The organism is Ohtaekwangia sp. (genome assembly GCF_036568665.1).
GTDB lineage: Bacteria > Bacteroidota > Bacteroidia > Cytophagales > Cyclobacteriaceae > Ohtaekwangia.
Genome location: NZ_DATCSD010000290.1, coordinates 1 through 15,467 on the forward strand (window position 1 = coordinate 1; position 15,467 = coordinate 15,467).

10 protein-coding genes are annotated in these 15,467 nt (G+C 44.0%); 2 read left to right on the plus strand and 8 right to left on the minus strand.

What is annotated here, in order from left to right:
- Positions 1-177: 177 nt before the first annotated feature.
- The 3 genes from VIN08_RS15815 to VIN08_RS15825 form a co-directional block, all read right to left on the minus strand.
- Positions 178-1,695 (minus strand): RagB/SusD family nutrient uptake outer membrane protein, encoded by a 1,518-nt coding sequence (locus VIN08_RS15815; RefSeq protein ID WP_331967030.1) that lies wholly within the window; start codon positions 1,693-1,695, stop codon positions 178-180.
- A gap of 34 nt (positions 1,696-1,729) precedes the next feature.
- Complete coding sequence (locus tag VIN08_RS15820; protein ID WP_331967032.1) at positions 1,730-4,771, minus strand: TonB-dependent receptor; 3,042 nt, start codon at positions 4,769-4,771, stop codon at positions 1,730-1,732.
- 64 nt (positions 4,772-4,835) lie between these two features.
- Positions 4,836-5,336, minus strand: coding sequence for a YfiR family protein (locus VIN08_RS15825; protein WP_331967033.1), 501 nt, complete (start codon positions 5,334-5,336; stop codon positions 4,836-4,838).
- 406 nt (positions 5,337-5,742) lie between these two features.
- Between VIN08_RS15825 and VIN08_RS15830 the strand changes: the two genes are divergently transcribed.
- Positions 5,743-7,320, plus strand: coding sequence for a tetratricopeptide repeat protein (locus VIN08_RS15830; protein ID WP_331967035.1), 1,578 nt, complete (start codon positions 5,743-5,745; stop codon positions 7,318-7,320).
- 112 nt (positions 7,321-7,432) lie between these two features.
- On the opposite strand, the gene VIN08_RS15835 is transcribed toward VIN08_RS15830, so the two are convergent.
- From VIN08_RS15835 to VIN08_RS15850, 4 genes are all read right to left on the minus strand, one after another.
- Positions 7,433-8,416 carry an ROK family protein gene (locus tag VIN08_RS15835; RefSeq protein ID WP_331967037.1) on the minus strand — a complete coding sequence of 328 codons (984 nt, stop codon included), beginning with the start codon at positions 8,414-8,416 and terminating at the stop codon, positions 7,433-7,435.
- Between the two features lie 39 nt (positions 8,417-8,455).
- Positions 8,456-9,439, minus strand: coding sequence for a 6-phosphofructokinase (gene pfkA / locus VIN08_RS15840; RefSeq protein ID WP_331967039.1), 984 nt, complete (start codon positions 9,437-9,439; stop codon positions 8,456-8,458).
- A 59-nt stretch (positions 9,440-9,498) separates the two neighbouring features.
- Complete coding sequence (gene pgi, locus VIN08_RS15845) at positions 9,499-11,151, minus strand: glucose-6-phosphate isomerase (RefSeq protein ID WP_331967041.1); 1,653 nt, start codon at positions 11,149-11,151, stop codon at positions 9,499-9,501.
- Between the two features lie 228 nt (positions 11,152-11,379).
- Positions 11,380-13,650: a Tex family protein gene (locus VIN08_RS15850; protein ID WP_331967043.1), complete on the minus strand. Its 2,271-nt coding sequence runs from the start codon at positions 13,648-13,650 to the stop codon at positions 11,380-11,382.
- An 82-nt stretch (positions 13,651-13,732) separates the two neighbouring features.
- Between VIN08_RS15850 and VIN08_RS15855 the strand changes: the two genes are divergently transcribed.
- A complete protein-coding gene (locus VIN08_RS15855) occupies positions 13,733-14,161 on the plus strand; it encodes a methylglyoxal synthase (RefSeq protein ID WP_331967045.1) in 429 nt (142 codons plus the stop codon).
- Between the two features lie 122 nt (positions 14,162-14,283).
- On the opposite strand, the gene VIN08_RS15860 is transcribed toward VIN08_RS15855, so the two are convergent.
- On the minus strand, positions 14,284-15,467 hold a 1,184-nt coding region (locus VIN08_RS15860; RefSeq protein WP_331967047.1), incomplete at its 5' end, for an ABC transporter permease.

Sequence of the window (15,467 nt, forward strand, 5' to 3'; positions counted from 1 at the left end):
TATTCAAAATGCAGAAAGCTAAAAGCAGAGAGCCGTATTTACTTTCAGCTCTCCACTTTTAGCTTCTATTTTTTCTCACGTATGAATAACGAACAATAGAACAAGGAATAAAGAATGTCGAAGTACAAATCTACATTCTAATCTCTCACTCGCGATTAGCTATTCACGGATAACCGATCACTGAGCTACAAGCGTTCCATCCAGTAACTGATCGTAGATCGGGATCTCTGCCCAATAGAATGCGTGTGTAACATCATTCGGTGTGCCTACCAGTTTTGTTTCTGATGCATCGCGATTTGAATTTGCTTTTGCTACTGTTTCAGTTCTTTGCAGATCGAACCAGCGTGCAGCAGGTTCGCAGCCGGCAAACTCCCAACCACGTTCAACAACTACTGAATCGCGGAAAGCTTCGGCTGATAGACCGGTTGTCAGATTTTTCAAACCGGCACGTGTTCGTACTTCGTTGATAGCGTCATAGGCAGTGGCATCAACTCCATCAGCCATCGCTTTTGCTTCTGCATAGGTAAGTAATACTTCGGCATAACGAATAACCGGTACCGTATGGCTGCCAATCCAATTGGAGGTTACGTGGTTGGTAGGATTAAACGCATCGTCATCTCTATACTTCTGGAAGTAAGGATGTTTATAGGTTGTCTCGGTATAGTCAATGGCTTTAGTCGGATCGTTGTTCGGGTAATATACCATCTGATAAGTTGCATCTTTCCGGGCACCGCTGGGAAATCGCTTATAAAAACTCAATTCACCATAAGCATCTCCCCAGGCACCTTCGTCACTGGGACTATAGGCGAGTATCATCATGTTGGTATTCGGGTAAACAAACTCCGCAATATTGGTATTGTAATAGATGCCATATACCGTTTCGCTGCTGAAGTTGTTCTCTTTCTTCCATAGTATATTTATATCTACCAGCGAGTAGCCATACGTGGCTTTATTATCGATCACTTCTTTTGCCTTGGCTGCAGCGAGTGCATATTTATCGGTTTGTTTCAGCGGCCATCCGGCCATGGTTAAATATACATTCGCCAGCAATGCCTTGGCTGATCCGGTAGTGGGGGCGATGTTTACGCCGTTTTGATATCGCTTGCTATCATTTTTCCATGTGTCAGGCAACATGGTTTCTGCCTGCTGAAGATCTGAGATGATCTGGGTATATATATCCTGTACAGAGGCTTTCTCCCGGGTATAGTTGGTGGATGCATCCGTCACCAATGGAATTTCTCCCCACACACGCGTCAGAAAGAAATAACTCATGGCGCGCAGGTAGTATGCCTGTCCGGCTGCGTTGTTCAGCGCTGTTTCAGTAGCATCGGTTGCCTCAGTATAATTTGCCAGCAACACGTTGCACGATTTTATAGTCTTGTAGAAATTCGTCCACCAGAATGCTAGTAAATTGTTGGATGAGGTTGCCTGAAAGGTATCAAAGTCCGACCAAGAAGCTTTGTTACCATCGCGGTTCGAAGTCATTTCATCGGAACCAAATGTAGAAGCAAAGCCTGCCGTTTGATTAAAGGTGAGACCAATCAGGTTATATAGTCCGGTAGTTGCCAGGTCCAGGTCGCTGGCTGTTTTATAAAAGCCTTCGGTTGTTAAACTTGCTTTTGGATCTTCGGTGAGAAGATCGGAGCATGAGAATGACAGGAAGAGTAAACCTGCCATGGCTATATATTTTTTCATATAACTATATTCTATGTTAGTAAAATGATACGGGTTAGAAGATCGCCTGTAAGCCTACAGAGAATGATTTTGCTGTCGGATATGCACCTACATCCAATCCGCCATAGGCATCGCTGGTGCCGGTTGTTGATAAACCTGTAGAGGTAATCTCCGGATCAAAACCTATATAGTGTGTAAGTGTCAGTAAATTTTGTGCACTTACTGTCAATTTCAGGTTGGCGAATTTCAGCATGTCTTTCGGCAGACTATACGACAGACTTATATTCTTCAATCGAACATAGCTGCCATTCTGTAAAAATTGTGTTGACTCGATCTGCGTTTTATTAGCAGAAGCCGGATCGGCAAAGGTAGACCCGGTATTTTCCGGTGTCCAGTAATTTGCAGCAGCAGCCAGTGTCGGATATTTTACTGTACTGTTGGATGCCGCTATATCGGCATATACTGCATTGAATACTTTATTACCTTCACTTCCCTGGATGAATATATTCAGCTCGAGATTCCTGTAGCGTAAATTATTGTTGATACCAAACAGAAATTTAGGAGTAGAGCTGCCAACAATTTTCCGGTCTTCATAGCCGATCGTTCCATTGCCGCTTACATCTTCATATTTAGCTTCTCCGGCTGTATGTGTACCGTCATTTTGCTGGTATACACCTTGCCATGGAATCAGGTAGAATGCTCCCAACGGCTGGCCTACTTTTACAACCTGTATGTTGGTGTTGATAAGACCATGTGCGAGGTATTCCAGGTTGATGATATCATCACCACCGAGACTTATTACTTTATTCCTGTAAGAAGTAACGTTGAATCCTGCCGTCCACGAAAGTTTTTCGCTATCGATTATACTTCCGTTCACCGTAACTTCCAATCCCTTGTTCTGTACTTTACCCAGGTTTACCAGCATACTTCCGCCACCATCGTATAGCGGTATAGGTTTATTCAGCAACAGGTCTTTTGTATTCTTTACATAGTAATCGGTCGTGACATTTATTTTTCCATTGAGGAATGCCATCTCTAAACCAACGTTGGTCTGCACCGTAGTTTCCCATTTCAGATTAGGGTTTGATGGATTACCCACCGTATAGCCGGGATATATTGTTGTTGTTCCGTATGAGAATTGACTTTTATCGAGCAAGCCCAATGTACTATAGGGCGTAACGGCCTGGTTACCGGTTTTGCCATAGCTTCCACGCAATTTCAAATTAGTAAAGATATTCAGTTCTTTGATGAACGACTCTTCAGAAAGACGCCAGCCCGCGGCTACAGAAGGAAAGTATCCCCATTTGTTTGATCCCTGAAATTTGGAAGAACCATCTACACGATAGGTTGCCATGAACAGGTATTTATCTTTCAATACATACGAGAGACGTCCTACATACGAGAGCAGTCCCCAATTGCTATAGTCAGAACTGATGCTTTGTGTTTTGTTCAGTGCCAGGTTATAGTAACCATTGGTTTCGGATGTCAAGCCACCACCATTGGCTGCTATGCTTTTATAGTTGCTGGATGTTTCTTCCACAACACCGGTAAGTTTAACGTCATGTATATCATTGAACATTTTATGGAACGTAACAATATTACTGTTCTGCAGAGTATAACTCTGGGAAGAGCTTTGCCCCGAGCTTGGATTGGTAGGTGATATCCAATGATTGTATAGGTATGCGCTGCTTCCGAGGTTTGCGTTTACCCCCAGCACCAGGTCGTACGATAGCCAGTCCGTTATATCGTATTTTATAGTACTGTTCAAAATCATGGCGTTGGTAGTAGCATCATTTGAACGCTCTTTGGCAAGCAGGTATGGATTAACCGTTATGGGGAACCCGATGGAGCTTGTACGATTATATACTCCCGGACTGCTGTATATTTTTTCTGTCGGCCCCCACGATATAGCGGGTGTAATCACAGATATATTTCTGTCACCAGGATCATCCGTATTGTGCGATTGCTGGTGAGAAACAAAAAGACCTACATTGAGATTTATCTTCTCGCTGAGCTTGGCATCTATATTGGAGCGAAACGCATATTTCTTCTGCCCGCTGTTGATTACCAGACCAGGTTGATTTACATAATAACCGGATATATAGTATCGTGCTTTCTCTGTTCCTCCGGAAGCTGATAGCTGATGACTTTGCGTTACACTGGTACGAAATATAGCATCCTGCCAATCGGTGCCTGTACCTGCCAATGCATCGGGGTCTGAAAATACCGTGCTGCCTGCAATATGATTTACCAGTTTAGCATAACCAACGGCATCGATCAGATCGTATTTTTTTCGTACAGTGCTAAACGAAACAAAACTGTTATACTCTATTTTGGTGTGATCGGCTTTTCCTTTTTTGGTTGTGATCAGCACTACACCATTTGATCCGCGCGATCCGTAGATCGAGGTAGCGGATGCATCTTTCAATACTTCTATAGACTCGATATCATTTACGTTAATGTCGCTTAACCCGGCACTGAACAGGGCTATACCATCGACTACATACAGGGGATCGTTGCTGGAGTTGATCGAGTTCATTCCGCGCACGCGAATCTTTACTTCTCCACCCGGAGCACCCGATACAGTTTGCACCGATACACCGGCAATTCTTCCCTGCAACGCAGCGGATGGCGTTACGATCGGTTGATCTTTGTAGGCATCGTGCGAGAGAGAACTTACAGACCCCGTAATGTCTGTTTTCTTTTGCTCGCCATAACCAACCACCACTACTTGGGTAAGTATTTCAAGACTGGGTATCAATGAAATGTCGATGGTAGAACGATTATTAACCGAAGCCTTTTCGGTATCGTAGCCAACAAAGGTAAATACCAATACCGCGTTAGCCGGTACATCTATAGTATATGCACCATGAGCATCGGTCGTAACGCCATTGGTGGTGCCTTCTGCAAGAACCGTAGCACCTGCCAGTGGAAGATTGGAAGCATAGTCAATAACTGTACCTTTTACAGTAACCTGTTCGCTTTGTGCAGCGGTTTTATTGGCAAGAAGTATACATGCCAGGAGGAATACGGCCTGCAAGGGCAGCCTCACCAATAGGTAGAGTCTCCGAATAGAAATAGGTATAGCTTTTTTCATTTGCGTTTTTGTTTTATAGACTTGGTTTATTTTTTACAACCGGAGGATATAAAGCAGGGCAGGACTATATCTCCTGACTCAGATTTAGGAGTGAACTGGATACTTTGAGGCTTCTTATGTCGAGTGTAGATTTATTCACCGCGAAGCCAAGCTTGTTTTTATCGCGTACAAAACTGATACAGGCTCCCTGCTTGGTAAGTCCGGCTGTTTCAGTCACGATCAGCACGCTCTTCCGGTTTGTGTTCTCGACAATAGCATGCAGCCATGAATTTCCTTTTTTAGGAAGGAATACTACATCGCATTCGGCTGCTTCTTCGGATACGATCTGCTTTACCTTAATGGTACCGTTGCGAGTCTGGATTATTTTTTCAAGTTCATCCTGCACGCTGGATTGGCCTATAATTCCTACCACCAAATTTCTTCGGTCGTCAGGCCAGTTTACATTCTCGATAAACTTATAGAGAAAAATAGCCTGAAATTTTTCATCCTGCGCAGCAGCGTTTTTCGGTATAAAAAGAAACACCAGGCAGAAAAAGACTAACAGATTTTTAGCAAGCACATTCATGAATTGTTTTTTTAGACTGACATTTTGATTTGTTATAAAGGCAATGACTTTAATTCAGTTTTTTTTTCCACAGCATCGATCACGGTGAGGTTGTGCTATATATAGAGAGAGAGTCGTATTACAACTCGTGCGCAAAGAAATTCTGTCTGTTGCCCATACTGAAGGGATTATTCCTACAAAAAAGTGACAATGCTGAAAAGTATTCCGTACAAAAAAGTGAGGATGTTGATTAACAAAATATACCCATGGATTTTTATGCCGCGGTTAACGTGATGATGGAAAGGTTACATGGCTCATAAACGCGCGCGAAGTTATATTAACAACAACTTTATATACTTGTAATATTTCAGTCTAAAAGGAAAGAACAACGCTGCACGTTCGATATACTTTTGTTGCAGAATTTGTTATGCCCGGCAGAATATATACCCTCACAACGCTGTTATTACTGGTTTCATGCTCGATGCTGCATGCGCAGCAAACCAAGGTCGATAGCCTGTTGTCTGTGCTCAAAACATTTCCGGATGATACTAACCGGGTTAATTGCCTCAATGAACTAGCCTCTAATTATAGTGAAGCAGATGCAATTAAAATGATTGAAGCGGCACACGAAGCATTGGAAATTGCTAAAAGAATTTCGTATGAGAAGGGGATTGCTGATGCTTATGGCTATTTAGGATCGGGATATGCGGAAGCCGGAAACAATGGTAAGGCCATTGAATGCTTTTTAGAAGCCTTGCGTATAGGAGAGAAGCGAAAAGATCTGCGGGAGGTTGCCTTGGATTTACACGATATAGGGGCTACCTATATTATGGAGGGTAAATTTGATGAAGGTATACAATATTATAACAGGGCTATTGAGATATGGAAACAGGCAGGGAATAAAAAAGGACCTGTAACGGCTTTGTATAATATTGGATATGCCTACCAGATGCTGGGTAAAGATACGCTGGCCATGCAATATTATAATGAAGCTATTGGCCGGAGCAGAGAAATTGATCATAGCCATCCGCTTATATTTTCATTGGTAAATACCAGTGTCCTTCATTTAAAGTATAAAAATTATTCTGCTGCCCTGCAAGTTCTTGATGAAGCATTGAAGCTGGCCACGGAGCATCATAATAATATCATGGCCGAAATCTATGGTATATATGGTGAGATCTATCTGGCGAAAGGGATGCCTCAACGAGCGCTGGCAATGACGGAGAAAGGATTGGCGTTAGCGAAGTCGGATCATATAAATTTATATACTCTGCAAAATTATAAGCGTCTGGAGAATATTTATAAACAGTTGGGAAATCTGTCGAAGGCGTATGAATTTTTATCATCCTATACTGTATTGAACGACTCCGTTAAAAAAGAATCGAACAGAGTATCGATCGAGCAAATGGTGCATGGCTATGAGATGGAGAAGAAAGATATACAAATGGCCGCCCAGGTGGAGAGATATGAATCCGGTATCTTTCGAAGAAATACTTTTATAGGTTTACTAATTTGTCTTTTCCTGTTAGCGTTTCTGCTGGGCTTTCTGGTATATAACCGAACGAAAAATATACTCTCTGCCAAGCAGCGTCAGCTACTACAATATACTCAAACTCTGTTAGAGAAATCGGCTATTATCACCAGTATCAATGAGGAGCTCGATGCCTTGAAAAATGGCGGAGCTATAGCAGATGACAACATGGATAAGTTTAGCCGCATATTGCAGTTGAAGATTCATACCGATGAAGAATGGGAGAATTTTAAAATTCTCTTTGAAGAAGTATACCCTCGTTTCTTTAGCTCCCTTCGTTATAAACATCCGGGTATAACGGCATCCGAGCTTCGGCTTGCAGCTATTACAAAATTAAATCTGTCGGTGAAAGAAGCAGCTACCATGTTGGGTATCTCTGCCGAAAGTGTAAAGCAATCGCGCTATCGCCTGAAAAAGAGAATAGGCGTGCCGGAAAATTCATCGCTAAAACAAGTTCTGGAGAATTATGCATGATCGGGTTGATAAAGATATATACTGCTGTTGAGCCGGTGAGAGTGGCAAAGCGTTATAAATAAAAAAGTCGGATTTGCATCCGACTTTTTCTTTTGTGAAAATATAGTTTCTGTTAATATATCTCTTCTTTCAGTTGTTTGTTGTCGAGGTAATTCCATACCAGACTGCTGGCCCCTAATATAGGCGCTGCCTGGTTCTGCAATCCCGAAGGAAGTACTTTTACTTTACCACGGAACAGCGGCATCAGGTTAGCCTCCATGTGTTTGATGGTTGGCTTGAAGATCAGATCGCCTGCAAGTGATAAACCTCCGAAGAGAAAGATTGCTTCCGGATCGGTATGCACAACTGTTTCAGCGAGCTTCATACCGAGAATGCGTCCGGTATATTCAAACGCTGCGAGCGCCACTACATCTCCGCGTACGGCTGCTTCGGTGATCATCTTGGTAGTAAGATTATCGAAGCTGATGCCACGCAGTTCGCTTGGCTCGAGGTGATCGGCCAGAAGTTTATATACTGTACGTTTTATACCCGTAGCCGATACGTATGTTTCCAGGCATCCGCGTTTTCCGCAGTTACAGAAACGACCGGCAGGGTTTACCGATGTGTGCCCTACTTCACCGGCTATACCATGTTTACCATTTAGCAAGTGACCGTTGCAAACAAAGCCACTGCCCAGACCTGTGCCGAGTGTGATCACCACAAAGTCTTTCATACCTTTTGCTGAACCGTATACCATTTCGCCTACCGCTGCCGCGTTGGCATCGTTGGTTACAATAGCCGGTATATCAAATTCTTCCTTGAACATATCAGCCAATGGAATGATACCTTTCCAGGGAAGGTTGGTAGCACGCTCAATGGTTCCTTTGTAATAATTTCCGTTTGCAGCGCCTACACCTACACCGATAATCTTGTGAGCAAAAGATATAGTGGATGTTGCCTTGCGTAACGCTTCCGCTAATCCACCGAAGTAATCTTTGAACTCTTCATACTCGGTTGTTGAAATGCTGCCCTGGAAAACAACATTGCCATCGCGATCAACTATACCGTACTTGGTATTCGTTCCTCCGATGTCGATTCCAATGGTTAGTTCTTTCATGGTAAAATTTTGAATTATTGATTGGTTTGGATTGGTTCTTTAGATCGAGAGTATCTTGGCTATCCGCAACGACTCATCATCGATATCGTGATGCTTTTGCATGATGGTATCGAAGTCGTTATATACGATCTTGTTATCTTTTATACCCACCATCACATCATTCTTTCCATGCAGTAAACCTTCTACCGCAGCCACACCCATACGACTCGCCAGTACTCTGTCGAAGTAAGTAGGAGCGCCACCACGCTGCAGGTGTCCGAGCACTGTTACTTTAATATCGAAATAAGAAGAACGTTCAGCTACCATCTTGGCCAGTGTATGCGCGTCTCCGATCTTGGATCCTTCCGCCACCACAACAAGATTTGATTTCTTATTAGTTTCTTCGCCAGCACCTAAAATCTTATAAAGTTCATCGAACGTCATCGTCTCTTCAGGTATAACGATTGCAGCAGCACCTCCTGCAATACCACTGTTGATCGCGATATAGCCTGAGTTACGTCCCATCACTTCAATAAAGAAGAGACGGTTGTGAGAAAGTGCAGTATCACGAATCTTATCGATCGCTTCTACGGCTGTATTGGTAGCTGTATCATACCCGATTGTATAGTCTGTACCAGACAAGTCATTGTCAATGGTACCCGGTATACAGATCGATGGTATAGCAAACTCCTGGTAAAATTTATGAAGACCGGTAAATGTACCATCGCCACCTATAGCAATGAGTGCATCTATACCTTCACTTCTTAATTTACCCAGTGCCTTCAGTCGCCCTTCCGGTGTACGAAATTCTTTGCTGCGTGCCGACTTTAATACAGTGCCTCCACGTTGCAGAATGTTACCTACCCAACGTGCATCGAGTTGCTCAAAGTCACCTTCAATCATCCCCTCATAACCGCGCATAACGCCAACACAATCTACCTGGTAGTAGGTGCAGGCCCGCACTACAGCACGGATGGCTGCGTTCATTCCCGGAGCATCGCCACCCGATGTGAACACTCCGATCTTCGAAATTTTATTGCTCATCTGGTTGAAAAATCCATCAAAAATAATGTACTGTTAATATTTTGCAATCAATTACTAGATCATTCAGATTTCAATCGTTTGAAATAATTGATTAACCCATTCGTAGAAGAGTCGTGCGAAGTGATTTCGCCTGCGGCTGTGAGTTCAGGAAGAATCTTCTTGGCTAATACTTTTCCAAGTTCAACACCCCACTGATCGAAACTGAAGATATTCCAGATAATTCCCTGGGTAAAAATCTTGTGTTCATATAGCGCGATCAGACTGCCAAGTGTTTCGGGAGTCAGCTTCCTGAAGAGAATGCTATTGCTCGGGCGGTTGCCATCGAACACGCGGAACGGTGCATGAAAAGCAATCGCTTCTTTATCCATACCTATAGCAGCGAGTTCTTTCTCTACTTCATCACGTGTTTTACCTTTCATTAACGCTTCGGTTTGTGCGAAGAAGTTGGAGAGTAATTTATCGTGATGATCACCGATCGGATTTTGACTGATAGCGGGAGCGATAAAATCGCATGGGATCATTTTTGTTCCCTGGTGTATAAGCTGGTAGAAAGCATGCTGACCATTGGTGCCGGGCTCTCCCCAAATGATAGGGCCCGTCTGATACGTTACTGCATCACCATTACGATCGATCGATTTACCATTGCTCTCCATATTGCCTTGCTGGAAATAGGCTGCGAAGCGGTGCATGTATTGATCGTAGGGAAGTATAGCTTCCGATGCTGCTCCGAAGAAATTATTATACCATATACCCAGCAGGGCGAGTATAACCGGTATATTTTTTTCGAAGGGCTCATTCTTAAAGTGATTGTCCATGGCATGAGCACCTTCGAGTAATTTTTCAAAATTCTCAAAGCCAATGGTGCAGACTATAGATAAACCTATAGACGACCACAGGGAATATCGGCCACCAACCCAATCCCAGAACACAAACATATTCTCCGGTGCTATACCGAACTTCGTTACTTCTTTCTGGTTGGTAGATACGGCTACAAAGTGTTTCGCTACTTCTCCGTTACCTCCGGTTTTTTCGAGGAACCACGCGCGTGCAGACTCTGCGTTGGTCATGGTCTCTTGCGTGGTAAAGGTTTTGGAAGCGATGATGAACAAGGTTGTTTCCGGATTAACGCGCTTGAGTGTTTCGGCTATATGTGTGCCATCTACGTTGGATACAAAGTGTGGCGTTATATTTTTCCAATAGGGGCGAAGTGCCTCCGTTACCATATAAGGGCCAAGGTCAGAACCTCCTATACCTATATTTACTATATCGGTAATGGCTTTACCGGTAAAGCCTTTCCACGTTCCGCTCAGGAGACTGGATGAAAATGCTTTCATCTGATCAAGTACCTTGTTTACTTCCGGCATTACATCGGCACCGTCTGCAACGATAGGGGTATTGGCCCGGTTACGCAGGGCAATGTGTAATACCGAACGGCCTTCTGTCTGGTTGATTGCTTCACCGCGAAACATGGCAGCGATTGCATCTTTCAATTCTACTTCGTTAGCCAGAGCAATCAATTCCTTGATAACTTCTTCGTTGGCAATGCTCTTGGAGTAATCTACCAGGATGTCGTTAAACTTCGCATGAAACTTTTCAAAGCGGTTAGCATCTTCTTCAAACAGCTCACGCATGTGTGTAGCCTGTATGGTGAGAAAGAGCATCTCAAGCCTTTGCCAGGCTGTGGTTTCGGTTGGATTCTGGTTTGGTAGCATAATTTAAAAAAAATATGGAGTGCTAAGATAGGTGAAATATGCGCAAAGCATGAATGCTCACGGCTTAAAGCATGATAGCCCAAAAGCTTGAAGCAAAAGCTTAATGTTCATGGTTTCTGGTTTAAAGTTTCAGGTTCAAAATAAAAAAGCCTAAAGTGAAAATCTTTCGGACTCTCAGCTCTAGGCTTTTTACTTTATGCTTTCAACTTTCAGCTTTTAGCATGAAGCTTACTTTTTGAATTTGCTTACCAGCATAGCAAGTTTCTCTTCCATACTGGCTTCTTTTTCTTTCGGCTTGTTGTCTTTTTTTCCGCGCGACTGCGATGAACTTCCTGTCGGAGCCTGGTCTGCAAACGGATTGCTCTTCATGGAAAGCCCGATGCGCTTGCGGGGAGCATCTACTTCCACAACGGTAACTTTTACCTTCTGCTGAACTGTTACAACTTCTTTCGGATCCTTGATAAACTTATCCGACAAGTGACTGATGTGAACCAATCCATCCTGGTGTACACCAATATCGACAAAGGCACCGAAGTTGGTTACGTTGGTAACAATGCCGGGGAGTGACATACCAATCTTCAAATCACCAATGGTATTAACACCATCCGTAAAACTGAAGATCTCAAATACCTGGCGCGGATCGCGTCCTGGTTTTTCAAGTTCTGAGAGTATATCGGTGAGTGTTGGCAAACCAACTTTCTCTGTTACATACTTCTTCAGGTCGAGTTGCTTGCGCAGTTCGGCACTGCTCATCAGGTCTTTTACTGAACATCCGAGATCGGCCGCCATCTGTTCTACGATCCGGTAACTTTCCGGGTGCACCGCACTGGCATCCAACGGATTTTCTGCTTCGCGTATGCGAAGGAAACCGGCAGCCTGTTCAAATACTTTTTCTCCGAGGCGCGATACTTTCATCAGCGACTCGCGATTTTTGAACGGACCATTTTGATTTCTATACTCTACAATATTTTTGGCAAGCGATGAGCTCAATCCGGATACGTAGGAGAGGAGTTCTTTACTTGCAGTATTTACTTCAACACCTACCGAGTTTACGCAGCTCATCACTACGTCATCCAGTCCTTGTTTAAGTTTGGTCTGCTCTACATCGTGTTGATACTGACCTACCCCTATAGATTTAGGATCGATCTTTACCAACTCAGCCAATGGATCGGTTAATCTTCTTCCGATAGAAACAGCACCGCGCACGGTAACATCTTTATCCGGAAACTCTTCGCGAGCTACTTCCGAAGCAGAGTATACCGATGCACCGCTCTCGTTCACCATCACTACAATAATTTTATTGCTGAGGCCGATCGATTTTGCAAAAGTCTCCGTTTCGCGTCCAGCCGTACCGTTGCCTATAGCAATTGCTTCAATTTCATATTGCTCGCAAAGTGCCTTGATCAATGCTGCCGACTTAGCTGTTTCGCGCTGCGGCTCATGCGGGTATATTACATCGTGATGCAATAATTTACCCTGACGATCGAGGCATACTACTTTACAACCCGTGCGGAAGCCTGGGTCGAGTGCCAATACATTTTTTTGTCCGAGCGGAGCCGCCAACAAAAGTTCTTTCAGGTTAGAAGCAAATACTTTGATCGCCTCTTCGTCTGCTTTCATCTTCGATTCCATCCGCACTTCTGTTTCCAGTGACGGACGCAGCAGACGTTTATAACTATCTTTTACCGCGAGCTTCACTTGCTCGGCAGCGGCATTCTCTGTTTTAATATACTGACGTTCCATCGAACTGATTGCGAGTTCTTCCGGAGGGTATATATCGAGCGCCAGGATACCTTCTTTCTCACCTCTGCGCATCGCCAGCAAACGGTGCGAAGGTGTTTTGGAGATCGGCTCATTCCATTCAAAGTAGTCTTTGAATTTCTGGCCTTCGTTTTCTTTACCTTTCAATACGCGCGACTCAACATGGCCTTCGCTCCAGAAAATCTCGCGTACATTTTTACGTGTATCCGGATTTTCACTGATCCATTCTGCAATAATATCGCGTGCACCATCCAGGGCTTCTTCCAGGGAGGCAACTCCCTTCTCAGCGTCCACAAATGATTTTGAAAATTCTTCGAGGTCAAATTTCTCCTGGTCGAACAATCGCTGCGCCAAAGGCTCAAGACCTTTTTCTTTCGCCACGCTCGCGCGCGTTTTGCGTTTAGGTTTATATGGAAGGTAAATATCTTCCAGTTCCGCGAGTGTCTCGGCAGAAACGATCAGTGACATAAGCTCAGGCGTAAGCTTGCCTTGCTTTTCGATAGAGCTGATCACAGCTTCTCTGCGCTTATCCAATTCGCGTAATTGTTCAATGCGATCGCGTATGTTGGTGATCATCACTTCATCCATACTGCCCGTCATTTCCTTTCGGTAACGGGAGATGAACGGAATGGTAGCACCTTCCGCTAGCAGGTCGCCAACGGCCTTAACATTTTTGAGGGGTTGTGAGAATTCTTTTGCAATCTGTTCAACCCACCGTGCGAGATTCTCTTGTTCCATAATTTTTAAACAGGTCGGCAAAAATAGAAGAAGGAACGTAACCTGCAATAGCGTATTTTTAGCAACACATAAGTTTCGCCAGATGAATAAGAGCATAGCCCTTGTGGCTCACGACAATAAGAAGAAAGAGTTAATTGAATGGTCGAAGTTACACCGCGCCAGCATGGAAAAATTTGATATTTATGCTACCGGAACCACCGGAAGATTGCTGGAGCAGGAGTTGAAATTACCGATCCGGATGTTGCACAGTGGTCCGCTCGGGGGCGATCAACAGATCGGAGCCATGATCTCGGAAGGAAAGATCGAAGCACTCGTATTTTTCTGGGATCCGATGGAGCCACTGCCACACGATCAGGATATAAAAGCGCTGCTGCGTATAGCCACGGTTTGGAATATTCCCATTGCCTGCAATCGCTCTACAGCTGACCTCATATTTTCTACACCCGATCTGCTCTATGGATACGAACGTGTAAGACCTGACTTCTCGCAATACGAAAACCGGCCTTTATAGCAGCATCATCTGTTTTCCTTTACTTCTATAGTATAGATATATAGATATCAAAAACATCTCCTTCCGGTTGAAGAATGGAGATGTTTTTGATGGATTAATTCCTTAACAAATTTCTTACAGCTTTACTCGGTTCGCAGTGTTTTTGCCGGACTTGATGCCGCAGCACGCATGCCCTGCAGCCACGTGATAAGTATAATGAGTAATGCTACACCGGCAAAGGTAGAACCAAACACCCACCAGGGCATAGTGGTGTGATAGGCAAAACCGGTGAGCCATTCATCGGCAGCATACCAGGCGAGTGGCGCAGATGCCAGTATCGCTACAAGCAATACGATGGCAAACTCGTTGAATAACAACACAAGCATCTGAAATATAGTGGCACCGAATACTCTGCGTATACCAATCTCTTTTGTTTTTCGCAGGGCATTGAAGGTAGCGAGCGATGCAATACCTATACAGGCTATAACCAGCGCTACAATGGTAAAGATGAGCACCAGCTTCGAGGCTGTGATCTCTGTTTTATAGAGTTCGTTAAAAGTATCATCCTGAAACCAGTACTTCATGGTATAGTCGGGCTCCAGTTGTTTATAGGCCGTACCGATAGCTGCCAGCGATTGTTGTGCTGTGCCGGGTTGATACTTTATATATACTGCAGACGTATTCCAATAGCGCACGCGGAAGAGTATAGCAGGCATACGGGCTTCATGCAACGAGTTGGTATGAAAATCATTAACAACCCCGGTAATTACACAAGCACTTTCGCCAATGTTGATAATGGTGCCCACCGGTTTTTGCAACCCCATTACTTTAGAGGCTTCTTCGGTAATTAATACTTCGGTGTGAAGTGAATCCTGAGGTTGTGAAAAGAATCCGCGACCATCGATCAATTTCAATCCCAAGGTTTCCGGAAATTCATAGCTGCACGCAATAGTCTTGAATGTTACCCGCAGGTCTTTTGGTTTGCCAGGCCAGCTTACACCGGTATTGCCGCCTCCTATATCCAGCGGGTTGTTGGCTGAAGTAGCTACGCTGATAATGCTGGCGTGTTTACTCAACTCGTTTTTAAAAGCATCGAACTTCCGGAATATATTTGCCGTGGGTTCTACGCGAATCATATTCTCACGGTCGAAGCCCAGATTCTTTTGTGTGATGTACTGAAGTTGCAGATACAACACCCCGCTGAAAATAATGATACCTATAGATATACTCAGTTGTATGACCAGGAGTGATTTGCGCAAGCGCTGCGGCCCGGTAGCATTGGATAACTGACTTTTTAGAATTTTAACAGGCTGAAAAGACGACATAA

Bases quoted from the DNA above. Each gene is read 5' to 3' on its own strand.
- VIN08_RS15815 (WP_331967030.1), bottom strand. From the start codon at position 1,695: ATGAAAAAATATATAGCCATGGCAGGTTTACTCTTCCTGTCATTCTCA.
- VIN08_RS15820 (WP_331967032.1), bottom strand. From the start codon at position 4,771: ATGAAAAAAGCTATACCTATTTCTATTCGGAGACTCTACCTATTGGTG.
- VIN08_RS15825 (WP_331967033.1), bottom strand. From the start codon at position 5,336: ATGAATGTGCTTGCTAAAAATCTGTTAGTCTTTTTCTGCCTGGTGTTT.
- VIN08_RS15830 (WP_331967035.1), top strand. From the start codon at position 5,743: ATGCCCGGCAGAATATATACCCTCACAACGCTGTTATTACTGGTTTCA.
- VIN08_RS15835 (WP_331967037.1), bottom strand. From the start codon at position 8,416: ATGAAAGAACTAACCATTGGAATCGACATCGGAGGAACGAATACCAAG.
- pfkA (WP_331967039.1), bottom strand. From the start codon at position 9,439: ATGAGCAATAAAATTTCGAAGATCGGAGTGTTCACATCGGGTGGCGAT.
- pgi (WP_331967041.1), bottom strand. From the start codon at position 11,151: ATGCTACCAAACCAGAATCCAACCGAAACCACAGCCTGGCAAAGGCTT.
- VIN08_RS15850 (WP_331967043.1), bottom strand. From the start codon at position 13,650: ATGGAACAAGAGAATCTCGCACGGTGGGTTGAACAGATTGCAAAAGAA.
- VIN08_RS15855 (WP_331967045.1), top strand. From the start codon at position 13,733: ATGAATAAGAGCATAGCCCTTGTGGCTCACGACAATAAGAAGAAAGAG.